The organism is Thalassotalea sp. PLHSN55 (assembly GCF_052030545.1).
GTDB lineage: Bacteria > Pseudomonadota > Gammaproteobacteria > Enterobacterales > Alteromonadaceae > CANMXU01.
On sequence record NZ_JBPDIH010000006.1, the window covers coordinates 199,575 to 226,324 of the forward strand.

Sequence of the window (26,750 nt, forward strand, 5' to 3'; positions counted from 1 at the left end):
GTACTATATTTTTTGCCGGCGAAAATGCTTTTCATTCACTTTCCTTGCCTGTCGAATAAAGTCTTCACTACGCGGCACTGTTCATCGGTTTGACTGTTTCTGTTGTCGTCGATACCTGCTGGGCACGTTTTTATCTTTACGGTTATCGCGAAGCATTAATAAACAAGGTGTTAATACTAACGTCAGCATAGTCGCAAAAGCCAAACCACCGGCAACCGCTGTAGCGAGCTGTGTCCACCACTGAGTTGATGGTGCGCCAAAAACCGCAGTACGATTGAAGAAATCTAAATTAACCTGCAATACCATCGGCAATAAACCTAAAATGGTGGTAATTGTGGTTAGCATTACCGGGCGCAAGCGTTGTGCGCCAGTTCTAAGCACTGCATCAATAGCAGTCAAGCCTTCTTTTCTTAGGACATTGTAGGTATCAATTAAAACGATATTATTGTTAACCACAATACCTGCCAATGAAATTACGCCGATCCCGCCCATGACAATGCCAAACGGTTTTTGCACCAATAACAACGCCAAAAATACGCCAACGGTTGAAAAAATCACTGCACTTAAAATAAGAAAGGCCTGATAGAAACTATTAAACTGAGTCACCAAAATAATTGCCATAACAAACAAGGCGATACCAAAGGCGTTGACTAAAAAGGCTTGCGACTCTTCTTGATCTTCGTTTTGCCCTTTCACTTTAATATCAACGCTATAATCTAAGCCAAGCTCAGGAAATTTTTGCTCTAGTAGCGGTAATTCTTTAATCAGCTGCGCGCCCGGCACTAAATTAGCTTGAATGGTGACAACACGTTTACTGTCGACGCGGCGAATGGTATCCACCTTTGGCGCCGCTTTACGTTCAACAAAGCTACTGACCGGCACTAAGCCATAAGGGGTTTTTAATCGCAAAGTATCTAATCGGCCAATATTGCGTTTGTCTTCTGGAAATCGCACGCGGATATCGAGTTCATCATCAACATCATCTGGTCGATATTCACCAAGCTTTAAACCATTAGTCACCATTTGCACAGTCGAGCCAACTAACGCAGCATCTGCGCCATAAGTCGCGGCTAAACTGCGGTCAATCTTCAGTTGCCATTCAATACCGGGTTTTGAGCCGGTATCTTCAATATCGGTAAAGGTGCCGTGTTCAATCAGCGCATTGCGAATAATTTTGACTGAGTCTTGTAATTTGTCGGGGAATTTAGAACTCAACTCAATGCGCAAGTCTTTACCACTTTGCGGTCCGTCTTCATTTTTGCGGATCTCGATTTCAACACCGGCTAAATCTTCGGTGCGGCCACGAATATCAGTAATAATTTCATCAGCAGGTTTACGGTATTGCCAGTTCAAAAAGTTCACCCGAAAAGTACCAATTTGGTCATTACCCCCAGTACGGGTATATAAAGTATCTATTTCTTCCATGTCTAAAATGCGGTTTTCAATATCAACCATAATCGCATCTTTTTCGCGAATAGATAAATCGCCATGAGAGCGCACCACCATAGTGGCACTGGCAGGTTCAATGTCTGGAAAAAACACGACACCTAAGCCCGATTTAGCGTAAGAAATAATCACTAAACCTGCTAAGAAAAACGTTATTGCGATAACTTTCCATGGGTGACGTGTCGCTCGAGCAAGTAAACGAATATAGCCACCAGTGAAGCCTTTTAACGCTGACAAATCACCATCTTCAGTTTGCAATACTTGTTGTTGTTCTTCTTTACTGATGACCCGTGATTTGCCAAACACCGTGCCTAATGTCGGCACAAAAATCAACGCCATGGCTAACGACGCAGTTAAAACCGCAATTAAGGTAATGGGAAGATATTTCATAAACTCTCCCATCATGCCCGGCCAAAACATCAGTGGTGCAAAAGCGGCTAATGTCGTCGCGGTTGACGCAATTATCGGCCACGCCATACGCCGAGCTGCCATGCCATAAGCTTGTTTACGAGAAAAGCCTTCGTTCATTTGCCTGTCGGCAAATTCGGTGACAACAATTGCGCCATCAACAAGCATACCAACCGCCATAATAAGGCCAAATAAAACGACAATATTTACGGTAAAACCGGCAATGGCCAATACTAAAATACCGGTTAAAAATGCCCCAGGAATAGCAAAGCCGACGAGCATCGCCGTGCGTGTACCTAAGGCAGCAATAATGACGATAACCACCAATAAAACTGCAGAAAAGACATTATTTTGTAAATCATTTAAGGTATTTTTCACCTCAACTGACTGGTCGCCAACATAGTCAACATTGACTTGCTCGGGCCATTTTTGTTGCGCAGTAGCGATTAGGCTTTTAACGTTATTAACGGTTTCAATAATGTTTTCACCGGAACGTTTTTTTACTTCTAATGAGATAGAACGATTGCCATTTAAGCGCGCAAAAGTATTTGGATCTTTATAAGCACGACGCACAGTTGACACATCTTCAAAGGTGATCACCCGATCGCCATCAACCTTAATTGGCAACTCTAATAAATCTTGAATGGTTTCAAAAACCGACGGTACTTTTATCGCAAAACGACCTTTACCTGTATCCATAGTACCTGCGGGTACTAATCGGTTATTACGTTCAACTAGGTTATAAATATCGCTTTGGTCTAGGCCGTAGCTTTCCATCAACAGCGGGTCGACAATAATTTCAACCATGTCTTCACGGTCGCCACCAATATCAACTTCCAGCACTTCTTTCATGCCTTCAATTTTATCTTTTAGGTTACGTGCTAAGGTCAATAAACCGCGTTCGGTTACTGGCCCTGATAAAATCACCGTAACCGCTGGCACTTCATTGGCCATGGTGACTTCATGAACTTCGGGTTCTTCTGACTCTGACGGCAACTTTGCTTTCGCTAAAGTCACTTTATCGCGCACATCTGCTAGGGCTTCTTTTGGATCTAAACCAGCTAAAAATTCAAGCGTAATTGAGGCATGACCTTCGCCAGCATTAGCCGACATTTCTTTAATGCCAGCAATGGTTTTTAACTCTTTTTCCATCGGCCGAACAAGCATGCGTTCAGCATCTTCAGGCGATATTCCGTCATGCACCATAGAAACATAAATGATCGGAATGGTAATATCTGGGTTCGCTTCTTTGGCAATATTAATGTAAGTCACCGCACCCGAAATAAGCAGTAAAACAAAGACCATTAATACTGATCGCGTGCGATTTAGCGCCGCATCAATAATAGATAACATTAGTTGCTCTCTCTATCGCTTGACGCTGCTTGCTTAGATTGACTTGAGGCAAATACCGCTTCAACGGTATCATGTTCACGCACAAAACCTTGCCCTAAGGTAATAATGTCCGCTTGTTCGCCAAGCCCTGCGAGCCAAATACCATCACTTTCGGTTTTAACAATATCAATTGGGGTAAATTTCACTTGGTTATTTTCCACCGTTTTCACGCCAATATTGCCTTGTGCATCAAGGGCAAGTAATGCCGGTGAAATTTTAATTGCTGCCACTTGCGCTAATGGAATATTGACTTCAGCACTAATGCCGGCAAGTAAACGGTTATTTTCATTAGGAATATTCACTTCAATTTTAAAAGTATTGGTATTTTCATCAGCAACGCTGGCGATATAACGAATTTCGCCTTGAGTATTGTGACGATTCAATAATCTTATTTGCGCCTGTTGACCAACCGCGATGCGCTCTATTTGATTTTCTGTGACATGGGCACGCACAACCAAAGGGTTAAGATCTGCGATCATCGCGATTTGATCACCCGATTTTACGTAGTCGCCTTGCTCAACATAACGACTATTTAACACACCATCAAAAGGCGCACGGATCAGGGTATTTTCTAGGGCAATATCGAGTCGTTTAATGTCAGCTTTCACTGCCTGTAAATTGGCAAAAGCGATACTCAATTGCACTTGACCTTGATAACCATCTTTATTGAGTTTTTTAGCGCCGCTGTATTCCATTTCACGTTGAGCTAATAGCGCCTGACTACGAGCAAGTTGCAACTCAAGATCGTTAACTTCAATTTTGGCAATAATTTGTCCGGTTTTCACCATCGAACCACGCTTGGCTAATACTTCAACAATTTGACCATCGAGTTCCGATTTTAAGGTTACAATGCGATCCGGCTCAGTGCGACCGTATAATTCCACCAAGTCGCTAATGTGCTCAGCAACGCGAGTTTCAACTTGAACTTTCGGAATAATTTGCGCTTGTTTGGCTTTTTTTTCCGGTATGGTTTGCGTTTTCATTACGCCAGAGGCCATCCAGAAAATTAACAAAAGTGAAATAATAATGGCAATAATATATGGACGCTGGGCAAACCATTGGCGAGTGGATGATAATGGCATAATGTCTCCTAACAATAACACTCGCTATCTTACACTGCTAAAAATGTACATTCGAGTGACAGATTGCAACATTTTATGTAACCCTGCCCTTTGCTACGTATCGGTTACTGTACAAAGATACCAAGCGTTAACTACTGCCGCCTTCAGAGCCAAAGCGCTTTTTACACAACCTTTACAGCCACTGCATTGCATTTAATTGCTGAAAAACATTACTATCTTTGTGCTTTTACTTTAGGGGCTAAATCATTAACCCCGTTTATTATGCTTACCGCGAGATTAAATAATGCAAACTCCTGCCTCATCATCTATCGAATCAATACAAGTTATTGCAAATCTTCGCAATGAAGTTGCCAAAGTAATTGTTGGGCAAGAGCAGTTAATTGAACGTTTACTGTTAGCATTGATGTGTCAAAGCCACGTATTAATTGAAGGTATTCCCGGCCTTGCTAAAACCTTAACGGTAAATACCTTAGCAAATGCGCTTGGTTTAAAATTTTCTCGCGTGCAATTTACCCCAGATTTGCTACCTGGCGACTTAACTGGCACACAAGTCTATAACCCAAATACGCAGCAATTTGACAATCAAAAAGGGCCTATTTTTGCCAATATTGTTTTGGCTGATGAAATCAATCGCTCACCAGCGAAAGTACAATCGGCGTTATTAGAGGCCATGCAAGAAAAGCAAGTTACCATAGGAAAAGAGGTCAATGCCTTACCTCAACCCTTTTTAGTATTAGCAACGCAAAATCCAGTTGAACAAGAAGGCACCTATCCCTTACCAGAAGCGCAAGTCGACCGCTTTATGTTTAAAGTAAAAGTTGATTATCCAAGCTTTGATCAAGAGCTTGAAGTAATGCGCAGAATGTCGACGCCAGATATTAAGACAGAACCAGTAAAGCCCGTTGTTACTATTGAGCAAATTCAGCAACTACGCACGCAAGTGGCAAAGGTATATTTAGATCCAAACCTTGAAAAATATATTGTGCACTTGATCAACGCAACACGTCAGCCACAACAGTACCAACTTGCCATTAACGACTTGATCCGTTTTGGCGCTTCACCGCGAGCAACAATTAATCTAGCAATGGCCGCTCGCGCACTGGCAGTAATGCATGGCCGAGATCATGTACTACCTGAGGATATTCGCCAACTTGCCCCTGATATTCTGCGCCATCGTATTGCGCTTAGCTACAAAGCTGAAGCACAAGGAATTTGCTCTGAAAACCTCATTGAGCAAATTTTGGCGGCAGTAAGCATTCCACAAGACTAACGGTTTACGCTTGTTTCTTAAAATTGACTTAATAAGTTTTGAATATGCTTGAACACCAAGAGCTATCTTTAGATCAACATTTACAGCAACTGCAGCTTTATTGCCGTCATCATAGTAACCATTTATTGGCGGGACACTATCATTCGGCTTTTAAAGGACAGGGGATCGAATTTGATGAAGTTCGCCCTTACGCAATAGGTGACGATGTTCGCGCGATTGATTGGAACGTAAGTGCACGTTCGGGCGATCTCTACATAAAACGTTTTCATGAAGAGCGAGAGCTCAACCTTATTTTTGTAATTGATAACTCACCTTCATTTTCTTGCTCAACGGGCACACAGCAGCGACCGCTCGTTGCCGCGAAATTTTGTGGCTTGTTAGGCAGCGCCGCCATTGCCAATAACGACCGCATTGGTTTGCTAAGTTTTAGCGAAAGTTTCGACGATTATTTAGCGCCCGCCAAAGGCCGAAGTCAATTGATGCGCTGTTTATCTCACGTGCTACACGTCGCTAAATCGGCAAAATATACCTCAGTTAGCGCCGCGCTTGAACACTTAAGCCAATTAAAACTAAAGCGCTCAATTGTGGTGGTTATTTCTGACTTTTTTACAGTTAATACTCAGCACTCAGACAGTTTTGAACAGAGCCTAGCACGATTAAACAGTCAACATCAGCTATTGGCCATTGCAATTGACGATGCAAATGAATTGAATTTACCCGCGTCAGGTTTAATCCAATTACAAGACAGCGAAAACCAAGAATCTCGCTATGTTGACCTAAGTAGCAAAAAGCTGCGAGAAGACTTTCAGCAACAAATGCAGCAGCGAATAACAACACGCGCACAAACATTTGCCAATGCCGGAGTCGACTTTATCGCCCATGCTTTAGACGACGATCCGGTAACAGCGCTGTTAGGCTATTTTAATACTCGTCATTTACGTGTTACAGGAGAAACTGGTGGTTAGTTATCGCTATTTACAGCAAGTCATGCTGATATTTGTTTGCCTATTTTCCTGTTGCTCGAATGCTGATTTTATTTCAAACAAAGCCAATTCAGCTCAAATCAATTCAGTTAAAGCTCAGCACGTTCTTGCATCCTTAGAACAAAAGGTGAGTGAACACCAACTTACACCCGGTAGAGAGTTTAGCTATTTCTTACTCATTAAAGCAAAAGATGAAGTGCAATTAAGCATTCAACCCAAGAAACTTAATTGGCAAAACTTTCAATTAATTGCCGTTGAAACAGCAACGCCTACTTGGCAAAAAAATCACTGGCAGCATCAATATACCATTCGTTTGGCAGCTCCCATTGCTGGCAATTACCTTTTACCGAGTATCGCTATTACTGCATTTGATCAAAACCACAGCCAGCAGTTAATCACAGAAGAAGTTGAAATAACGGTCGTCTCTAATTTCAAACCATCAAAAGCAGAAAGTGCTTCATTACAACAGATTGAAATTTATCAGCCACCAAGCACTGCTGCTAAGCGCCTGTTAAATAAAGAGCAAAGCTTTTTGGTAACTATCTTAGTATTTATTGCCATTGTTGCTTTAGCTATTTTTATTATCAAAAAACGTGTCCCTAAAAAAGCACAAACTCATAAGCAGAGCACGTTATGAACTTTGAATACCCCGCGCTGTTATGGTTATTACTTTTATTGCCACTTATTGCCATTGCACTATTTAAGGCGCCAAATAAAAATCTGCATCAATATGCGAACACCGGATTATTCAGTAAGCTTGGCAAAAGCACGCGACAAAAATGTTTAGCGCTTATTCCATTGCTTTATTTCATCGCTATTATTGCAACAATGATCGCGCTCGCCCAGCCTTATGGAACTAAGCAAAGCTTTTCACAACAAAGTCAGGGTATTGCCATTAGCATTGTCGTTGATATTTCGACCTCAATGGATTTTGATATGGATATGAACGGTGAGCGTCAAGCGCGTATTAAAGTCGCTAAAAAAGCACTTAAACAGTTTGTTATCGGCGATGAAAAAACACTTAATGGTCGACACGATGATCTTATCTCAGTGATCACCTTTGCCCGCTATCCAGATACCTTAGTGCCATTTACCAACGCCCATCAAACATTAGTGGCGATGACCGATGAAATGACTACCACCACACGCCCTAATGAAGACAGTACGGCTTATGGCGACGCAACTGCATTAGCCGCAGCTCAGCTAAAACATTTTGAAAAAAACTCCGGCTTAGATGAGAACAAAATTGCCAGTAAAGTGATTGTCTTACTCACTGATGGCGAGAATAACTCAGGCGACTATGACCCACTAAGTGCTGCTGCGCTAGCCAAAAAATGGGGCATAAAAATTTATACCATAAGTTTGGCAGACGAAAGCCGTGAGACTCGCCAATTAAGCAATGGTGAACAGCTGACAATGACCAACACTATGGATAGCACCGACTGGGTCTTACAAGCGATGGCACAATCTACCGGCGGCATTTTTCAGCGAGCTTACGATTACCAATCCTTGCATCAAGTTTATCAAGCAATTGATCAGCTAGAAAAATCAAGCCTGCAGCAAGTTAATACTGAACTACGTCAGCCATATTTCCACATTCCTACTTTCATTGCATTAGTGGCATTGTTGCTAGGCGCTCTGTTAAATGCAACTTGGCTAAGAAGGTTATAATGAACGATTTCATCTGGTTAGCGCCTAACTGGCTGTGGCTATTGATAACGCCTTTATTATGGCTAGCAATCGCCGGTTATCAGCACAATAAAAAAGTTAAAGAGCTGCGCCAATTTAGCCAACAAGCCTTGCAAACCAAATGGCAACTTTGGCCATCGCTGTTAATGATGACTAGTCTAACCTTTTTATCGTTAGCCTTAGCGCGTCCAGCATGGGATCCACAGCCTGAAAATATTAGCGGGCAAGGCAGAGACATTATTTTTCTATTAGATGTTTCTCGCTCAATGCTCGCAGAAGATGCTCGCCCTAATCGCTTAGCGGTTGCTAAACATGCCATTGAGCAAACGGTAACTGCCAATACAAATGACCGTTATGGGTTAGTTGCCTTTGCTGGTTCGGCGTCAATTTTGTCGCCACTAACAAACGACCATCAATTTTTCAACAACTTAATCGCCAATGTAACCCCTGACTCGGTGAGCCAAGGCGGCACTCGTATTGAAGATGCGCTATTTAAAGTGATCGACAAAATGATCCCTCGTGATGACAAGGCGCGCGCTGTCGATATTATTTTAATCAGTGATGGCGAAGATCTTGGCAATCAAGAAAACCGTGCTCTTGATGATATTAATAAGTTAGCGGTTAGACTGATAGTGATAGGTTTAGGCGATAGTCAATTCGGCGCTCGCATACCAACGCGTGACGGTAAAGGTTGGGTATTTGATCAAGGGCGTGAGCTATGGAGCAAAATGGATACCGCGCAGTTAAAATTATTATCTAGCGGTGTCGAGCAAAGCATGTTTTTTCCTGTCGGGACAGCTACATTTGATTTAAGCCAAATCATCACTAAATTGCGTCAAGTATGGCCGGGGGAAAGTCATGCTCAGGGGCAAACCCTGCAATACAGCCAAGGCTACCCATACTGTTTGTTAATTGCATTGCTCAGCCAACTGCTGTTTATTTTAGGCAACCGCAAAGCACTTTTTGCCGGTTTAGCTATGTTAAGTTTTTCAAGCCAAGCGCATGCGTTCAATGATTCGCAAATAAACGATCTGCAAATAATGGCCAACAAAGTGCCGAGTTCACAAAACCAACTGGAAACGGGCCAGCAACCGGTAACAGAACATCAAGCACTAGAACGAGACCTAAGTCCACAAACGCTGGAAAAGTTATCACTTACCGAGCAATTTCGCTTAGCTGAGCTGCTCTTTGAAGAGAACAGTGAACAAGCAGCGCAGGTTTATCGCCACATTAGCGAACATACCAGTGATTTAAACACCGCCATTACCGCAAACTATAACTTAGCAACCAGTTTAATTGCCTACGCTAATCAGCTCAGTGACGATATGGCGTTACTCACTGATCCTGATAATTTCGATAAGTTGCTTGCTATGACGATTGATGACGCTGAAATTATTGACCCTGAACCTTATTATCAAGAAGCCACGAGTATTTTACGCTTAGTTTTACGCTATGCTCCCGATCACCAAAAAAGTGCTAAAAATCTCGAGTGGTTAACCATTAAAGCTGCTACGCAACAACAAGCGAAACAACAGCAAAACTCCCAAACGCAACAAAGCAAAAAAGAGCAGCAAAACAGTGATACAGAAAGCGACGATAATGCGCAAAAAAAACAGCAAAAAGAAAATAATCAAGACTCCTCATCACAAAATGATGACAACAGCCAAGCACAGCAACAAGATGCCGAGCAAGGCGAAACAGATATGAGTAATTTAACCTTACCGCCACCAAGCGCTTCTGCTGAAGAAATTATGCAGCAGGCAGTAAAACGCGACCAGCAAGATCGCAGCCAACAACGTAAAAAACAAAGCCCTGTTGAGCGCGACTGGTAATGAATGGCACAAAAATTTAAATGAGTAAATTATTGATGTACAAAGATATTCAAAAGACAAAGCGACAAGAAAACGTGTGCCATTTTTATCTATTCGGTGCAAAAACGCTGTTACTTGTTAGCTTGCTCTTTACGTTTTTACTAAGCGTTAACGCTAAAGCCGAAAGCATTACACATGCTCAGGCGCAAGGTCAGACTAAATCACAGGCTCAAGCGCAGATTCAAACACCAAAGTGGCAATTATTATTACAAGCACCTGAGCAAATGTTATGGTTAGGTCAGGCAAGCGAGTGGTTGCTTATTTCCAGCAATCAGCCTGAAAGTAATAACGCATTTTCCGGTAAACTTTCTTTTCCTAAAAATAAAGATTTTAGTTTTGAGACTGGTGCAGCAATTACCGTTAATTATAACGGCGCTGCCGCTGCTGCTTATCCGCTGCGCATTACGCCAAAATCATCCGGAAATTTAACCTTACCTAGCATTTCATTAACGCTTGCCAATAGCACAGTTAAAACAGCGCCTATGCCAATAACCGTTGCACAAGCCAAGCAGAGTAAACACATGCAGCTTAGTGTCGAGCATAGCGCAAAAGAAATTTACCTTGGTCAAAGTGTGCGCCTAAACATTCGTTGGCAATTGTCTTATCCCGTTAATGCCTTGCAAGCTGTGCAATTTTATATTCCTGAGTTTTATCATCCCGATATCAGCGTGGTCATGCCGTGGAACCAAGTGAACAGCAGTGATAATAATGCCATTGGCTTGCCAATAAGTGGCAAACGCATTATTGGCAAGTGGCAAGCACTTGCTGACAACAAAGTACAAATAGATGCCCAAGTACTGATAAAACCTACAAAAGCAGGGCAATATCACTTTGCAGCACCACACTTACAAGTGAACGTTAATCAGAACAAATTAGCGAAAAAAAGAAAGCGCTTTGCCGGTGCTCAATATCCCGCCTATTTTAACAATAATTTTTTTGAATCTAAGCCCGGCAGTTATGGCGAAACGCCAACGTACGTGCGCGAGCAAACCCGTGGCAATGCTTTTACGTTAACAGTTAAATCGTTGCCAACTCCGGCCCCCGATAATTTTACCGGTATTATTGGCAAACCCGATATCAATGCTAGCGCATCGCCCACAACCCTTAATCAAGGCGAGCCCTTACAGTACTCATTAACCCTTGTTCACCCAGATTTAGAAACCATAGATACACGCGATCTTAGCCAAGTCGCTAGCTTTAATCGCTCGTTTGATATTCCGTCACCGCCAAGTCCGGCAACTTATCAAGCAGGGGTAAAAACGATTCACCAAAGTATTTTTCCGCGTCGCGCGGATATTGAAGCGATCCCAGAATATGCCATCAGTTATTTTGACCCTATCACAGGTTTATATCGCGAGCTTGATATTGCCGCGATTGCCATAGAAGTGAATGAAAATGTGCAATTTAACTTTTCGCAAGGTCAAAGCTCTGATGCGCTAAACATTAAAAATCGCTTGACCAAAGATGACTCTGGCATATGGGCGCATTATTGGAATGAGCAATTATTTGCAACGACCAACCCGACATTTTTTAGCCTGAACAAAGCCCAAATTATGTGGTTAACTGTAAGTTTGATATTAACCATTCCACCATTAATCGTAGTGTTTTTACTTGCTAAGCCACTATTTGAACGCCGACAACAAGCGTTAATGCAACAACCTTATTTCCGCCTAAAAACGCAATTAAACGCGCAACATGAGCCGCTAAGTGCACTCAGTAATTATGCTCAGCAGAGGCTAAATATTGCTCCTTCACAGTTTAATGCTTTGCAGGTTAAACAGGCGATTTTAGCGTTAGCCAAAAACGGCAATAACAGCAGTGCAGCAAAGCTTGATATTCTTGCTCTGCAACTATTTGACTGGATAAACCGCTATCAAACGCAATATTCCAGTCAAAAAGCATCTGTACCTGAGCCTAAGGCAGTAAACGTTAGCGAGTTAATCTCATTAATTGCTCAACTTGAACAGCAATTACCGCAATTTAACATCACCAGTTCAGCAAAAGTGAATAGTTCAAATACCCTATTATCAACCCTACTGATGATTGGTTTACTGTTCTTGCCTGTTGATAACGTAGTTGCCGAGCAAACAAGCTTGGCTCAGCCCAGCATTAGCGAGCAAATACAGCAACTGCAACAGGCGCATCAACACGCATTGCAACTAAGTATCGACAGTCCACAAAAAGCCAGTGTTGCTCATAGTAAAATTGCGCAGCAGTTAACTGAGTTTGTTGGTAATAAACATTTAAACCAAGCTACTTTAATGTATAACATTGCTAGTAGCTGGCATCACGCCGGCCAATATGGTGACAGTATTTTATGGTTTCGCCGCGCAGAAAACAGCGAAATGCAAAACAGCGCAGTTAAAAATAATGCCGTTTCTGAGCAGATCGCCCACAACCTGCAGCAAACCCGTAATAAACGCTTAGACGATTTACCTGATTTTTTTGCCCCAACTTGGCTAATTCAACTACAAAAAATCGCAGGCAACCCGCTGTGGCAAGGGATAAGTTTACTCTGCTATTTGTGGTTTTTATATTTGCTAGTACAACGCGTTAAACGTGATAACGCAGGCAAGGGGTTTTATCATAGCGCTGCACTATTGACAGTTTGTCTCATCAGCCAAGTGCTTTATTTTAGTTATCAGCCATTACGTAGCGATGGGGTGATCACCCGAACAGAAGTGGTTAGTCGAAAAGGTCCAGGGTTAATATTCTCGCCAGCGTTTACCACACCGCTTAATCAAGGTACGGAAGTGATCTTAAAACAAAGACAGGGTAATTGGAGCCAAGTACAGCTAAGTGATTTTTCAACGGTGTGGTTACCTAGCAAGGCGATAAGTTGGGTAAATGATCTTAATCATGCAAGCAAATAAAAATCGCAGACAAAAAAAGTGAAGCTAAAAAGCTCCACCTGAAATTTTGACGAATAACCTTTAAGATTAAATCGAGAAAGATGAACCACAGCCACAGGTAGTAGTTGCATTTGGGTTGTTCACTAAAAAGCGAGAACCTTCTAAGCCTTCAATATAGTCAACTTCTCCGCCAACTAAATATTGTAAACTCATTGGGTCGATCACCATAACAACACCTTGTTTTTCAATGGTCATATCGCCTTCATTCACTTTTTCATCAAAAGTAAATCCGTACGAAAAGCCTGAGCAACCACCACCAGTTACATAAACACGTAACTTTAATTCAGGGTTTTCTTCTTCGGTGACTAAAGCAAGCACTTTGCTTGCGGCAGCATCGGTAAATTTAATTGGTAATTCAGCTTCAGACATTAATTTTTACTTACTAGGATACAAACTAGGGTGAATTATCTTAAACTTGAGTGATTCAGTCAAGTATTTGCTCTACATTCTACGGATCATTTTTAACTAGCTTAGACCACAAGTAGTTTTCATCAATACGATAGTATTTTTGCCAGCGACCTTTGGGAATGGTCGCGGAAATGGCGACTTTTTCAGGGATAAAACCTGCTGGTAATTCCAGCTCACCTTCGATAATTTGAAAGTATTGAAAACTAAAGTCTAATTTCGCGAGTTCTTTGGTAGAAACTTTGGCAAGCGATAATTCTGTTGGTTTATTATCTAGGCTACCTGATATAGAAAAATCAACATAACCTTTAGCTGAAGAGCGCTTAAGCTGCTGTTGCACCAGCACAATGCGGTATAAATAATGATTGTCACTTTTACTTGCCCATAAAGCAAAACTGTCGATCACTAATCCGTCAGCACGTTTTTCAGGTGCCATCACTTTTTCATAAAAAGCGAGTTCTTTTTTCACCTGATAATGATCTTGCTCCATCGATTTAAGTAAGGCTTGCGACTGTTGATTTGCCAGACGCTCAACTTCTAATTCAACTTCCAAGGTATTAATGCGACTCAGTTGCTTGTCTTGTTGCTGATAAAGCTGTTCTAGCCTTGTTTGCTGCTGGCTTAAGGTTTCAAGCTGATAATTGTGATAAAAATTGCCAATACGGTAACCACTAAATAAGCAGATACCAATAATTGCGAGCAAGAGTAGCGCCGATCGAAACGGTCCTAGCTTTTGTACAACAATATTTAGATTTATTTTTGCTAACCAATTCATTTAAAAAGTATTATGATATTTAACTATTACCGACAAAAAGCGCATCATATTTATAATGCTCCTAGCTGATCAAAAAAAACCTCTCGCCCAACCCAAAACGTCGTGGCAACTTTGTTTGCTCGCCGCCATTGTGGGTGTTGTCGCGGCATTTTTGATCATTGCGTTTAACTACACCATTGAACTAATTCAATTATCGTACCTACCCGAAGTCGACAACTATATCAGCTTAAGTGCGTTAAGTCGTTTTGATTTGCCAATAATTGGTGCATTAGTCATTTTGTTACTGTCTTGGTTCACCGGCTATAAGTACGCGAGAACAGGCATTCCTTTTGTTTTGCACCGCCTAAAAACGGCGCACGGCATCATTCCATTTCGCAATACCATTAATCAATTTTTTGGCAGCGCCGTCGCGCTAGCAACCGGTTTTTCTGTTGGCCGAGAAGGGCCTGCGGTGCATTTAGGCGCAGCATGCTCTAGCTTTATTGGCAACTATTTACAGCTACCTTATAACAGCGTGCGAACCTTATGTGCCTGTGGTGTCGCTGCCGGTATTGCAGCAAGTTTTAATACGCCAATCGCGGCAGTGGTTTTTGTGATGGAAGTGATACTACGCGAATATAAAGTTTATATGTTCATTCCCATTATGCTAGCGGCGATTGTTGGCACGATGATCACCAACGGTGTTTATGGTTTTAGCCACGAATATGAGTTTTTCACCAAAATCGCTTTAGGAGTACAGCACTACCCTGCTTTGGTTTTACTGGGGTTGTTTTTAGGCGTATTGGCATTTTTATATAACCGTTATTTAGTGTCTATTATTAAATACTCCGCTAAGTATCACATCGTCGCTCGTATTCTAGCCGCAGGTTTTATCACCGGCACTATTGCCTACTTTGTTCCTTATGCGATGGCCAATATTACTGTGGTCGACTTTTCGCTTGAGAATCAATGGCATTTACATTTATTGGTGGGCTTGTTAATGGCTAAATTTGTGATGACCATTTGCGCGCTTGGCTTAGGTGTACCTGGCGGAACCATAGGTCCAATAATTAGTATTGGCGCAATTGCCGGTACCTGTGCATCGGTCATAGTATTGAAATTTATGCCCGGTGAACATTTGGCGAGCGATTTTGCTTTAATGGGCATGGCGGGCTTTTTAGCGGCCACCTTAAATGCACCGTTAGCGGCACTGCTCACAGTGGTTGAACTCTCTAACCAAATTGAAATTGTTGTACCGGCAATGATTGTAATAACCACCGCATGTTTGTCGTCTGGGCAGGTATTTAACAATCGTTCCTTGTTTATTATGCAGCTCGATGTACAAGGCTTAAGCTACCGTAAAACCCCGATTGAGCAGTCGCTGCAAAAAATAGGTGTGCTTGCCATTTTAAAAACACACTTTGCCGTGTTTGCTAATGGCCAACAACCAAATCAAACAGAACAAAAAGCAGGTATAGACGACCCATCGAAACCGCTTAATGTAATAAAAATAATGACCGATGGTGAGCCAAATTATTATTGGCTTGAAGCCCATAAAGATGACAACAACACTATTCATGTCACCGATCATAAACTTATGCCGCTATCAAGCCAGTCAACCTTAGCAGAAGTCTATGTAGTATTAGTGAAAAAACGCCAAGGTGCGGTTTATATCTATGACAAAGACCCCGATAATATCTTAGGGCTGGTAACCTTCGAGCAGCTCAGACTTTATTTATTAACAGGAAAACTCACGTAATGACCACAATTTTATGGCTAAAAGCCTTTCACGTTTGCTTTATGGTGGCTTGGTTTGCAGGCATTTTTTATTTGCCACGATTATTTGTTAACCACGCCGAAACCGACAACAAAGACATCATAGAGCAGCTTAAAGGCATGGAGCGTCGTTTATTACTTTTTGTCACCCCGTTTGCTATTTTAACCTTCGCTTTTGGTTTTGCCATTATCTATCAGTACGGCTATCAATGGTTTGTCGCCATGAAGTGGTTACACATTAAAATTACCTTAGTATTGGTGCTTCTCGCTTATCATGGCTATTGCTTTAAATTACTGAAAGATTTTAAGGAAGATAAAAATACACGCTCAGGTAAGTTTTATCGTATTTTTAATGAAGTGCCAGTTATCATTTTATTTGTGGTGGTATTTTTAGTGTATTTAAAACCCACCTTTTCATAACCATTATACCAAGCTGATCATTTATTTAATCAAATTAGAAACAAAGATCAGTAGCCCCTAGCATAATATCTTTACAGTAACGGACTTTTTCGACAAGTTGCAAAAAAGCACCGTTACTGTTTTTCACTGGTTATTTATTTATAATTGCCAAAAATTAATGAGGTGAGTTATGTATGGCCGTTTCAGAAAAACCTTTGCCGCCAGCTGATGATGATTGTTGTGGAGGTGGAGCTTGCAACCCCTGTGTTTGGGATCATTATTACGCAGAATTGAAAAAATGGCGCCTAGCGCAAGCCGAGCTAAAAGCGCAACAAGAACAGAGCCAAGAATCCGCTCCAGAATCCAAATAAAAATGTGCTCAACCAGCAGGAATGCTTAGCAACTAAAAACGGCTAGCATTCCCACCAATAGCACTTAATGCAATCTGTTAACTATTCATTTTTCACTTGTTACTTTGCACTTGTTTCTAGTCACAAAGATACAGCACTGCTTTCACAAGTTTATTAATCCCTGTTGCGGCTTCAGCAATTGAACTTGCCAACATATAAGCAGGTGTAGATACAACTTTGTGATCGGCATCGACAATAATATTATCAACCGCACAATCTTTATGGGTCATACCCATTGCACTGATCGAGTCTGAAACGCCGCTGTCAGTACCCACAGTACCTTCAATGCCTTGGCCGTAAATTAACGGTAACATTGCCGGTGCAATGCACATGTAACCTGCCGGTTTTTTCGCATTAGCAAACGCTTGCGCTGCTGTTAAAACATGAGCGTTAATGTCGCAGTCTTGACCATTAATGGCAAAGTTACATAGATTTTTTGCCGCGCCAAAACCACCGGGAACAATTAATGCGTCAAATTCATCAACCACTAACTCCGTTAAGTCTTCAACATCGCCACGGGCAATGCGGGCTGATTCAACTAAAACATTACGGGATTCATTTTCACTAACTTCACCGGTTAAATGGTTAATCACATGGTATTGTTCAATATTAGGTGCGAAACAACGGTACTTAGCCCCCTGTTGTTCAATCGATAGTAAGGTTAATACAGCTTCATGAATTTCACTGCCATCATAGACTCCGCTACCACTTAATATCACTGCAATTTTTTTCATTGTTGGCATGTCCCTTTTACTTAAATTTTTTAACTATAAATCACTTTTCGAATGGTTTGTATCGCTGCAACAACAAATACAGCCGTCGCCATTAATATAGCAAAAGGTAATGCTGAACCGTTATAAAAATACGCTAATATCGGTCCTGCTAACGCACCAATGCCAAATTTTATAATGCCAACAACGGCTGTAGCCGTACCTGCATTTTGACTAAAATTAAGTAATACCAGCGCCTCAGTGTTCACCGAAATCATTGATAAGCTGCCCATCAAAGGAAAAATACTAATAACGGTATAAATTAAAGGTAATTGCAAATAGGTCACGGTCAAAAGTGCTAACGACGAACTGCACGCAACGGCAATGCCAGCCCATTGCATAAAGCGTGACCCCTTGCGAACCACTAAACGGCTATTGATAAAATGCGCGAGCATTAACGCAAACACGTTTAAGGCAAACAGCAAACTAAATTCCATTTCAGATACACCAAATATTTTTAAGTAGATAAACGCAATAGCGGTAATGTAGCTGAAAAAGGCGAGCGAGTTGGTCATCAACGACAATAAATCTAAGCGCGCTTCACGGTGAGAAAAAACAATTTTATAACGACCAAAAAAGCTCACTTTATTAAGGCTTTTATCTTGGCTTGATTCAGGTAAATAATAGTAAGCCGCAACCAGCACGATAAACGTATAAGCGCCAATAGCATAAAAAATTACATGCCAGTCGTGTAACGTTAATAGCGCACTGCCGATGGTTGGCGCGATCATAGGCGCAACCATCATGATCATCGCCACATAAGACAAACCTTTGGCGGTATTTTTGCCATAAAGTTCGCGCACAGTGCCTGCCACAGTTACAGAAGCAGCGCTACTAACAAAGGCTTGTACAAATCGCAAAGCCAGAAATTGTTCAATGGTCTGACAAAATGCCAATAATATTGTTGCGATGATAAAGCCACTCAAGCCCAATATAACCAAGGCTCGACGGCTGTATTTATCAGCCAAAGGTCCAAAAGTAATCAAACCAACAGAGTAGCCGAGCAAATATATGCTTAACGTGGTTTGCACTAAGCCCATGTTGGTAGAGAATGCCTCTGCTAACTGTGGCATTGCCGGCAAATACATATCGATTGCCAGAGGTGACAGTGCGATAATTGAAGCAAGTAACGGGATAATTAGCTTCATTGACGTTGGTTTTGATTCAAGATTATTCAATTTTTTTCCTATCAGGGCTCAAGATTCAAAACTCAAGCCAATTAAATTTCTATTCTGGCGCAGGGTAATTTTTTACCAACTTTGCTAGGTTGACAATCGCCTGCTCAATACGTTCGCTCCACTGCACGCCAAAGCTTAGTCTCATATAGTTTTTGTATTTACCCGCGGGGGAAAATATCTCTCCGGGAGCAAAGCTCACGCCACGTTCAATTGCCGGTTCAAATAACAAACTGGTATTAACATGCGAGCGACATCGAATCCATAAAACACTGCCGCCTCTTGGCTGCGAAATACAGACATCTTCTGGAAAATGCTCAGCAACTAAAGCGCGCATTCGCTCGCAATTTGCTCTGAGCTTTTTTCGTAAGACCGCTAAGTGGCGATCATAATCACCCGACAGTAAGTATTCACTTAATGTCCATTGCTGCAACATCGGCGTAGAGCAAGACTGTGCCCGTTTAATGCGCTTGGCTTGCTCTTCAAATTTTCCGGGGATCAACCAACCAACACGATAACCCGGCGCTGCCGTTTTTGAAAATGATGAACAGGTCATCACCAGCCCTTTTTCAGAATACAACTGTGCAGGTTTTGGCCGAGCATCACCAAAATATAAGTCGCCATAAACGTCATCTTCAATTAACGGCAAATCGTATTTTTCAATCAGTTGCACCAGCATTTCTCGCTGGTAGTCTGGCATCATCGAACCAAGCGGGTTGTTAATCGCCGTGCAAAATAAGCACGCCTTAACCTTATGCACTTGGATCATTTCTTCTAAGCCGCTAATCGATAACCCTTCTTCAGGACAGGTATACACCTCTAGCGCCTTCATACCTAAACTTTCAATCAGCTCAATCAAACCAAAAAAGCACGGCGATTCTACCGCAATTACATCGCCCCTTTGTGCAACACATTGTAATGCTATGGAAAGCGCTTCTTGGGCACCATTGGTGATAACAATGTCGTCAACATTCACTTCAACGCCCAAATCTTGATAACGAAAAGCTAATTGCATGCGTAATTTTGTATCGCCAATTACAGAGCCATAACTGACGGCTTTTTCTGCCACTTTGCTTAATACATTACGCATTAAACGCGCCAACGTTTTATCTGGCGGATGCGCTAAAATTGGGTTGGATATACCCAGTGCAACGGTGTCGGGCGAATGCATAACCTCATGCACTGTTTCAATAATGTTGCGACACTTAACTTCCGTTGGCTTACCACCTTTCCATTTTGCTGGCCGTGGCATGAGTGTGCGGGCATTTTGCGCTTTTAAGTAATAGCCAGATTGCGGTCTTGCACTAACCATACCTCGACGCTCAAGCTCAATGTAAGCTTGTTTAACGGTCGGCACACTAATTTCAAACTGTTTACTGAGTTTGCGTAAACTCGGCAGTTTATCGCCGGGACGCAGCGCCCCTGATTTTTGCTGGCGCTCAATAAAGTCGATAACTTGTTGATATAAAAAGTCTGACGAGTTTCTGTTAAGTAATTTCATTAATATTCAAGGTTCACAACAAAACTGTGTAGGTTGCATTTCCATTTTTCTGTATATGTTATTAGAACAAAATAACCTTATCATGTCCATCCAGATACAGGAGCTTGCCACTATAAGCCTCAATTCTGGCAACGTTAATTTACATGTTCACTAAAGGTATGGTGTTCATTCATTTTTTACTAAACTGAGGAGACTATCATGAGATTCATTAACTTTATTTCTATCGTATTACGTCGTGGCTTTGCGAACTTAGCACAAAGCAATCTACTTCAAGAACTTGTGATCAAGGAAACTCAATCCGTGCAAATGTCAAAACGCATCGGGTAAACTTTCTTCAACAATTTTTAGGAACGAGTGATGAGCAATAGTGTTTTATATTTTCTAACGGTAGTTATTTGGGGATCAACCTGGATTGCGATTAACTACCAATTAGGCGATGTAGCACCTGAGGCATCACTCGTTTATCGTTTTGCCTTAGCAGCGCTGTTATTATTTGCTTATTGCAGCTATAAAAAACTAACGCTTAGTTTTAATATCAAACAACATGCTAGTTTTGCTTTGTTTGGTATTTGCTTGTTCGGCCTTAATTATTACCTGCTTTACAATGCGCAAATGCACATCAACTCAGCATTAACTAGCATTGCCTTTTCCACCTTGATGCTCGCCAATATCATTAATGCGCGCATTTGGTATAAAACCAAAATTACTGCGCAAGTGTATTTAGGCGGCGCCCTTGGTCTGTGCGGCATAGTTGCATTATTTTGGCCGCAAATTAGCGATGTTGAACTCGGTCAAAAAGCATTAATTGGTTTATCACTTAGCCTTATCGGTACGCTCTGTGCCTCGTTTGGCAATATGATTTCAATGAAAAATCAACAGTTAAAACTGCCGTTATTGCCGACAACTGCGTGGGGGATGGCCTACGGCGCCTTATTTATGACAATACTGCTGCTTATGCAAGGTAAGTCGTTTAGTTTTTCATTTAACTTTGCCTACATTAGCTCGTTGTTATATTTATCGGTATTCGGCTCGGTAATTGCCTTTGCCTGTTACCTTACATTGTTAACTCGACTTGGCGCTCATAAAACCTCGTATGCGTCGATAATGTTTCCAGCAGTCGCTGTTGTTATTTCAACTTTTGTTGAAAACTTTCACTGGTCCTCCTCGACGGTGATCGGTTTTAGTACAATTTTGATCGGAAACTTAGTTTTAATTGCCCAGCCTAAGCATTTCAGGTTATTTCGTAGTGCCAGTTCATCTAACAAACGGGTGAAAATGTTAGATTAAGCTGTTACAATCTCCCTAGATATACGCGATAAAACATTTCATCCTTGTTTTAATAACAAGCTGAAATACTTTCAGTTAAAATAACATTACCGCCAATAACCGATTAGCCGACGCATCTATATTAACTAGGGAACCCAATGCAACGATTAGCCCCCGCACTACGTGAAGATAACGTACCTCTTGATTTAATTTCTCTGATAAAAACTGTACTAGCTGCCACCAAAGAAATTTCGTTTCGTGTAAGCCAAGCTCACTTAGGTGGCTTAATGGGTTCAACACTTGATGAAAACATTCAAGGCGAAGTGCAAAAAAAGTTAGACGTAGTTGCCAACGAATTATTTAAAGACATTTTATTAGAGTCTGGTTTTGTTAAAGCGATTTCTTCAGAAGAAGAAGATACCTCTGTACCGGGCGACGAATACGGTAAGTACATCGTTTCATTTGACCCACTAGATGGTAGCTCAAATATCGATATTAATTCACTTATCGGTACTATTTTCTCTATTCACCGCGCACCAGAAGGCATGTCGGCTGACGACCCTGATATGTTCAAACAACCGGGTAACCAACAAGTGTGTGCCGGTTATGTTTTGTATGGTCCTTCAACCATGTTGGTAATGACCACAGGTAGCGGCACCCACTTTTACGTATTAGACCGCACCCACGGTGGTTACTTATTGGTGGAACGTAATGTGCAAATTCCACAAGATACCCAAGAATTTGCCATTAACATGTCGAACCAACGTTTTTGGCAAGCGCCAATGCAAAATTACATTGCTGATTTATTAGCCGGTGATACTGGGCCGCGTGGTAAAAACTTTAATATGCGCTGGATTGCTGCCATGGTTGGCGATGTTCACCGTTTATTATGTCGTGGTGGTATTTTCACCTACCCTGCTGATAATAAAAATGCCGAGCAACCTTACAAGCTGCGTTTAATGTATGAAGCCAACCCAATGAGCTTTTTGGTTGAGCAAGCCGGCGGTTTATGTATGACCAGTGAAGGTCGTATTATGGATATTGAACCCACCAGCATTCACCAACGCGTGGAAGTGATCATGGGTTCAAAAAATGAAGTAGAAAAGTGTTTAAGTTATTACAAATAGACGCTTTTAGCTAAGAAAAGTTTTACTAAAACGGGATAACAACTTTGTTATCCCGTTTTCATTTCCCTCTTCCATGCAAGCACTTTCCTTTCAGTTTAAGACTTTTGTCGATAAATTCTCCTTAGGCTACCCAAAAACCGATTTTCTTTGCTAGAATAGCGCCAATTTAATTTGACCAATTTATCAGCGGATTTATTTTTATGCCTAATTATGTTGTCGGACACAAAATTCCAGATTCTGACTCTATTTGTTCAGCAATCGCCCTTTCTTATTTAAAAACCACGTTAGGTGAAGAAACCGTACCTGCACGTTTAGGTGAGCTTTCTCCTGAAACCTTATTCATTTTAGAAAAATTTGGCTTTGAACAGCCAGAACTTAAAATGAGCTACGCCGGTGAAAGCTTATATATTGTTGACCACTCTGAGCGTACACAAGGTCCAGACGATATCGACGACGCCACTATTTTAGGTATTATTGATCACCACAAATTAGGTGACATCACAACCTCTACACCACTAGAGTGCTGGATCCGCCCGGTAGGTTGTACCAATACCATCATTAAAATGATGTACGATTTTCACCAAGTGGAGATCCCTAAAAACATTGCTGGCGCGATGATGTGTGCCATTTTATCAGACACAGTAGTATTCAAATCACCAACGTGTACGACTGCTGATATTAAATGTGTTGAAGCCTTAGCTGAAATCGCGGGTATTGAAGATCCTCAAGCACTTGGCATGGAAATGTTTAAAGTTAAATCGGCTGTTGAAGGTACACCAGTACGCGACTTAGTACTTCGTGATTTTAAAGATTTCGACATGAACGGAAAGCTTGTTGGTATCGGCCAATTAGAAGTGATTGACTTAGCAATTTTTGACGAAATGAAAGCCGACCTTGAAGCTGATATCGCAGCACTTAAAGCGGAAGGTAACCGTCATAGCGTTATTTTATTACTAACTGATATTATGAAAGAAGGTTCAGAATTATTAGTAGTTAGCGATAACGACGACTTAACCGAAAAAGCTTACGGCAAAGCAACCGTTGATGGCAAAGTGTGGTTAGACGGCGTACTTAGCCGTAAGAAGCAAGTTGTGCCGCCATTGCAAGAGTCTTTAGCTTAAGCAGCGATAAGAACAAAGCTGCAAGTTACAAATTGTCAGTTAAAAGCGATAAGCAAAATAAAGCCGAGCGAACCTAAAAGATCGCTCGGCTTTTTAATGCGAATTAAATAACAATATCAACAGGGGTCAGTGACATGCTTAAAAATAAAACCGCGACCTTACTACTTCAATGGTAATTTCAAATTAATGTCACTGACCCCTTCTATTTGGTTAAAGCTAAACTTTAACAACAGGGGTCAGTGACTAGCTAAAAAATAGAACCGCGACCTTACCACCTCAATTGAAATTTCAAATTAATGTCACTGACCCCTTTCATTTGGTTAAAGCTAAGCTTTAACAACAGGGGTCAGTGACTAGCTTAAAAATAAAACCGCGACCTTACCACCTCAATTGAAATTTCAAATTAATGTCACTGACCCCTTTCATTTGCCCCCTTTCAATTTTACTGAGAACACCTATTGTTCTATGACTTATTCCGCTTCACTTATCCGCTAAAAACCTCTACACTAACTGCGATTTTTCATCGAGTTATATATGCTTAAACCACTGTCAAAATTGCTGATTATCATCACCATGCTGGTTGCCTTTTTTGGCCAAGTGATCGCTGGTCAGGGAATGGCAGTTCAGGCACAAGTTCAGCATGAAAATAGCACCAACTCATCTCAGCACATCGATGATGACTGTGACAATGACAATGACAGTTGTGACGTTGATTGTTGCCAAGTTGAATGCTGTGAAACCATCTGCATATGCCCGACCAATACCTGCTCTTCAATGGTTTACTTAGATACTCGGCTTTCTACGTTAGCCCTAGTACTTTTAACGGAATCTCTTCAGTCACAGCAAATAAAAGCGCCACGCTTTATTGCTGCGCCTTTTTATCGACCGCCCATTTCATTTAGCTAGTTCCCTCTTATACCAACACTCAAATTTTATTGATTGTGAACGTTTCACAAGTTTTTGCATTACCTGAGGTAAACATGCCTGCTAAATATTTTAAAAGCGCACTTGTTGTGCTGTTGGCGCCTTCGATGTCTTTTGCGACTGAAAAAGACCACCATGATGATCATCATCATGAACATCAAGAAAGCAAAATTGAAAAGATCCAAGTAACCGCGTCTCGACTTGGCCGAATTGTCACCGAGTCAGCCACACGCACCGAAATTATCAACAGCGAAGAAATTCAAGAAAAGGCGTTAATGCGCCCTGGCAATATCTCTATGCTCGTTGCAGAAACCGGCGGAGTTCGCGTACAAAATACTTCGCCCGCACTGGGCAGTGCTAATATTCGCTTGCAAAGTTTGTACGGTCGATATACGCAATTACTCAGCGATGGTTTGCCATTGTACGGTAGCCAAGCTTCATCGATTGGTTTATTGCAAATTCCGCCAACCGACCTTGCCAATGTCGAAATAATTAAGGGTAGCGCATCATCACTGTACGGTGGTTCAGCGCTTGGCGGGGTGATTAATTTAATTTCCCGCACGCCAAAAGACGAAGCAGAAGGCGAGGTTTTGTTAAATGCGACCTCAAAAAATGGTCAAGACATTACTTCATTTTTTGCTTCACCGATTAATGAAGCAACTAGCGCATCGCTAACTGCCGGCTTACACAATCAAGAACAACAAGACTTAGACGATGACGGTTGGCTTGATATGGCAAAATATCAGCGTGCAACTATTCGCCCACGTGTGTATTGGCAAGGTGAAAATGGCGCAAATCTCTACATGACCTTTGGCGCGATGAAAGAAGAGCGTATTGGCGGCACAGAAGAAGGCGCAACAATGCCTGACGGCAATGCATTTGTTCAACAGCAAGACTCGCTAAGGCTCGACACAGGTTTTATTTTTGCGCAACCACTGAGCGAAGAACTTGATCTAAATGTGCGTGGTTCGGCAATGCAACAACAGCACGACCATGGTTATGGTTTAGTGGCAGAAAATGACAGCCATGAAAGTTACTTACTTGAGTCAAGCCTCTCTGGTTATAGCGACGCTACCGCATGGCTTGTTGGTATTGCCTATCAAGCCGATAAATTTGATTCAGACGATTTTTCCGCCTTTAACTACAGCTACCAAGTGCCGGGCTTATTCTCACAATTTGACTATGAAGCGAGCGATGATATCTCCATGTCGCTAAGTGCCCGTGCTGATTGGCACAGCGAATACGGCACGCAATTTAGTCCACGTGTTTCACTGTTATATAATCCAGAAAATTGGCTTATTCGTGGCTCTTATGGACAAGGATTTTATGCACCAACGCCTTTTATCGAAGATATTGAAGATGCTGGTTTATCTCGCCTAGAGCCCATTGAAAAACTTGAAGCCGAACAAGCCAATACCGCTTCGATTGATATTAGTTATTTAACCGACAGTGTTGAAACCAGTGTGACCTTTTTTGCATCTGACGTTGAAAATGTCACCGAGCTAGAAGTTATTGCGCCATATGAAGCAGATACAAATACCGCTCAAGAAAAACAAGTACGCATAATCAATGCGATGGGCAAAAGTGAGATTCGCGGCACTGAATTTTTGCTTCGCTATCGCTGGCGTGATCTGAAACTCACCGGCAGTTATTTGTATACCGACGCTACGAAATTAAGTGATAGCGGTATAGGGCGCGAGCAATTAGCCCTTACCCCTAAACACTCGGCAGGTGCTGTTCTTATGTGGGAAGAGCATGGTAGCCATCTTGTTGGTTTTGAAGCCTACTACACAGGCACACAGCGCCTTGAAGGTAATCCTTATCGAGATAAAAGTGAGGCATATTGGCATTTAGGGTTGCTTGGTCAAATTACACTAGGTCGGGTAAGCTATTTCTTGAATGCCGAAAACCTGCTTGATGTTCGTCAAACCAAACACGAGTCGTTAGTATTGCCACAACAAGCGCCAAGCGGACGTTGGACAACGGATATATGGTCACGTAATGATGGCTTTACTGTTAATGCCGGTGTTCGTATTCAGTTTGGTCACTAGTACTAGAGTTGCCAGAGC

22 protein-coding genes are annotated in these 26,750 nt (G+C 41.8%); 15 read left to right on the forward strand and 7 right to left on the reverse strand.

All coding sequences use genetic code 11. The annotated features are described in order from the left end of the window. Nucleotides 1–81: 81 nt before the first annotated feature. Both ACRRSQ_RS13445 and ACRRSQ_RS13450 read right to left on the reverse strand, forming a co-directional pair. Nucleotides 82–3,207 carry an efflux RND transporter permease subunit gene (locus ACRRSQ_RS13445; RefSeq protein ID WP_440876270.1) on the reverse strand — a complete coding sequence of 1,042 codons (3,126 nt, stop codon included), beginning with the start codon at nt 3,205–3,207 and terminating at the stop codon, nt 82–84. Continuing rightward, on the reverse strand, nt 3,207–4,328 hold the full coding sequence (locus tag ACRRSQ_RS13450; RefSeq protein WP_440876271.1) for an efflux RND transporter periplasmic adaptor subunit: 1,122 nt from the start codon (nt 4,326–4,328) through the stop codon (nt 3,207–3,209). Before ACRRSQ_RS13450 ends, ACRRSQ_RS13445 begins: the two co-directional genes overlap by 1 nt. A 283-nt stretch (nt 4,329–4,611) precedes the next feature. Here ACRRSQ_RS13450 and ACRRSQ_RS13455 point away from each other — a divergent pair, with 283 nt between their 5' ends. From ACRRSQ_RS13455 to ACRRSQ_RS13480, 6 genes are read left to right on the forward strand one after another with little or no spacing between them, the layout of a single operon-like run. After that, nucleotides 4,612–5,598 (forward strand): AAA family ATPase, encoded by a 987-nt coding sequence (locus ACRRSQ_RS13455; RefSeq protein ID WP_440876272.1) that lies wholly within the window; start codon nt 4,612–4,614, stop codon nt 5,596–5,598. Nucleotides 5,599–5,642: 44 nt separating this feature from the next. Beyond that, entirely contained in the window at nt 5,643–6,563 is a 921-nt protein-coding gene (locus ACRRSQ_RS13460; RefSeq protein ID WP_440876273.1) for a DUF58 domain-containing protein, read from the forward strand. Beyond that, the gene (locus ACRRSQ_RS13465) at nt 6,556–7,218 is read left to right on the forward strand and encodes a hypothetical protein (protein WP_440876274.1); all 663 of its coding nucleotides are present in this window, start codon (nt 6,556–6,558) and stop codon (nt 7,216–7,218) included. Before ACRRSQ_RS13460 ends, ACRRSQ_RS13465 begins: the two co-directional genes overlap by 8 nt. Then, the gene (locus tag ACRRSQ_RS13470) at nt 7,215–8,252 is read left to right on the forward strand and encodes a vWA domain-containing protein (RefSeq protein ID WP_440876275.1); all 1,038 of its coding nucleotides are present in this window, start codon (nt 7,215–7,217) and stop codon (nt 8,250–8,252) included. The genes ACRRSQ_RS13465 and ACRRSQ_RS13470 overlap by 4 nt, the downstream gene beginning before the upstream one ends. Then, on the forward strand, nt 8,252–10,102 hold the full coding sequence (locus tag ACRRSQ_RS13475; protein WP_440876276.1) for a VWA domain-containing protein: 1,851 nt from the start codon (nt 8,252–8,254) through the stop codon (nt 10,100–10,102). Before ACRRSQ_RS13470 ends, ACRRSQ_RS13475 begins: the two co-directional genes overlap by 1 nt. A gap of 20 nt (nt 10,103–10,122) precedes the next feature. Then, entirely contained in the window at nt 10,123–13,014 is a 2,892-nt protein-coding gene (locus ACRRSQ_RS13480) for a hypothetical protein (protein ID WP_440876277.1), read from the forward strand. 66 nt (nt 13,015–13,080) lie between these two features. Here the strand turns inward: ACRRSQ_RS13480 and erpA are convergent, their stop codons facing one another. Both erpA and ACRRSQ_RS13490 read right to left on the reverse strand, forming a co-directional pair. Next, the gene (gene erpA, locus ACRRSQ_RS13485) at nt 13,081–13,422 is read right to left on the reverse strand and encodes an iron-sulfur cluster insertion protein ErpA (RefSeq protein WP_440876278.1); all 342 of its coding nucleotides are present in this window, start codon (nt 13,420–13,422) and stop codon (nt 13,081–13,083) included. A gap of 79 nt (nt 13,423–13,501) precedes the next feature. After that, entirely contained in the window at nt 13,502–14,161 is a 660-nt protein-coding gene (locus ACRRSQ_RS13490; protein ID WP_440876279.1) for a DUF6776 family protein, read from the reverse strand. A gap of 127 nt (nt 14,162–14,288) precedes the next feature. Here ACRRSQ_RS13490 and ACRRSQ_RS13495 point away from each other — a divergent pair, with 127 nt between their 5' ends. From ACRRSQ_RS13495 to ACRRSQ_RS13505, 3 genes are all read left to right on the forward strand, one after another. After that, nucleotides 14,289–15,971: a chloride channel protein gene (locus ACRRSQ_RS13495; protein WP_440876280.1), complete on the forward strand. Its 1,683-nt coding sequence runs from the start codon at nt 14,289–14,291 to the stop codon at nt 15,969–15,971. After that, nucleotides 15,971–16,408 (forward strand): protoporphyrinogen oxidase HemJ, encoded by a 438-nt coding sequence (gene hemJ / locus ACRRSQ_RS13500; RefSeq protein ID WP_440876281.1) that lies wholly within the window; start codon nt 15,971–15,973, stop codon nt 16,406–16,408. Before ACRRSQ_RS13495 ends, hemJ begins: the two co-directional genes overlap by 1 nt. A gap of 173 nt (nt 16,409–16,581) precedes the next feature. Then, the gene (locus ACRRSQ_RS13505) at nt 16,582–16,758 is read left to right on the forward strand and encodes an oxidoreductase-like domain-containing protein (RefSeq protein ID WP_440876282.1); all 177 of its coding nucleotides are present in this window, start codon (nt 16,582–16,584) and stop codon (nt 16,756–16,758) included. A 116-nt stretch (nt 16,759–16,874) separates the two neighbouring features. Here the strand turns inward: ACRRSQ_RS13505 and elbB are convergent, their stop codons facing one another. Genes elbB through ACRRSQ_RS13520 form a run of 3 tightly spaced genes read right to left on the reverse strand, consistent with a single transcriptional unit; the run spans nt 16,875 to nt 20,243 of the window. Next, the gene (gene elbB / locus ACRRSQ_RS13510; RefSeq protein WP_440876283.1) at nt 16,875–17,531 is read right to left on the reverse strand and encodes an isoprenoid biosynthesis glyoxalase ElbB; all 657 of its coding nucleotides are present in this window, start codon (nt 17,529–17,531) and stop codon (nt 16,875–16,877) included. A 29-nt stretch (nt 17,532–17,560) separates the two neighbouring features. After that, entirely contained in the window at nt 17,561–18,745 is a 1,185-nt protein-coding gene (locus ACRRSQ_RS13515; protein ID WP_440876284.1) for a multidrug effflux MFS transporter, read from the reverse strand. Nucleotides 18,746–18,794: 49 nt separating this feature from the next. Then, the gene (locus tag ACRRSQ_RS13520; RefSeq protein ID WP_440876285.1) at nt 18,795–20,243 is read right to left on the reverse strand and encodes a PLP-dependent aminotransferase family protein; all 1,449 of its coding nucleotides are present in this window, start codon (nt 20,241–20,243) and stop codon (nt 18,795–18,797) included. Between the two features lie 198 nt (nt 20,244–20,441). On the opposite strand from ACRRSQ_RS13520, the gene ACRRSQ_RS13525 reads away from it, so the two are divergent. From ACRRSQ_RS13525 to ACRRSQ_RS13550, 6 genes are all read left to right on the forward strand, one after another. Further along, entirely contained in the window at nt 20,442–20,570 is a 129-nt protein-coding gene (locus tag ACRRSQ_RS13525) for a hypothetical protein (RefSeq protein WP_440876286.1), read from the forward strand. Nucleotides 20,571–20,600: 30 nt separating this feature from the next. Next, complete coding sequence (locus ACRRSQ_RS13530; protein ID WP_440876287.1) at nt 20,601–21,530, forward strand: DMT family transporter; 930 nt, start codon at nt 20,601–20,603, stop codon at nt 21,528–21,530. Between the two features lie 137 nt (nt 21,531–21,667). After that, nucleotides 21,668–22,636, forward strand: coding sequence for a class 1 fructose-bisphosphatase (locus tag ACRRSQ_RS13535; protein ID WP_440876288.1), 969 nt, complete (start codon nt 21,668–21,670; stop codon nt 22,634–22,636). 200 nt (nt 22,637–22,836) lie between these two features. Next, entirely contained in the window at nt 22,837–23,757 is a 921-nt protein-coding gene (locus ACRRSQ_RS13540; RefSeq protein WP_440876289.1) for a manganese-dependent inorganic pyrophosphatase, read from the forward strand. 534 nt (nt 23,758–24,291) lie between these two features. Next, a complete protein-coding gene (locus ACRRSQ_RS13545; RefSeq protein WP_440876290.1) occupies nt 24,292–24,663 on the forward strand; it encodes a hypothetical protein in 372 nt (123 codons plus the stop codon). Between the two features lie 125 nt (nt 24,664–24,788). Beyond that, nucleotides 24,789–26,732 (forward strand): TonB-dependent receptor plug domain-containing protein, encoded by a 1,944-nt coding sequence (locus ACRRSQ_RS13550; protein ID WP_440876291.1) that lies wholly within the window; start codon nt 24,789–24,791, stop codon nt 26,730–26,732. Nucleotides 26,733–26,750: the final 18 nt, after the last annotated feature.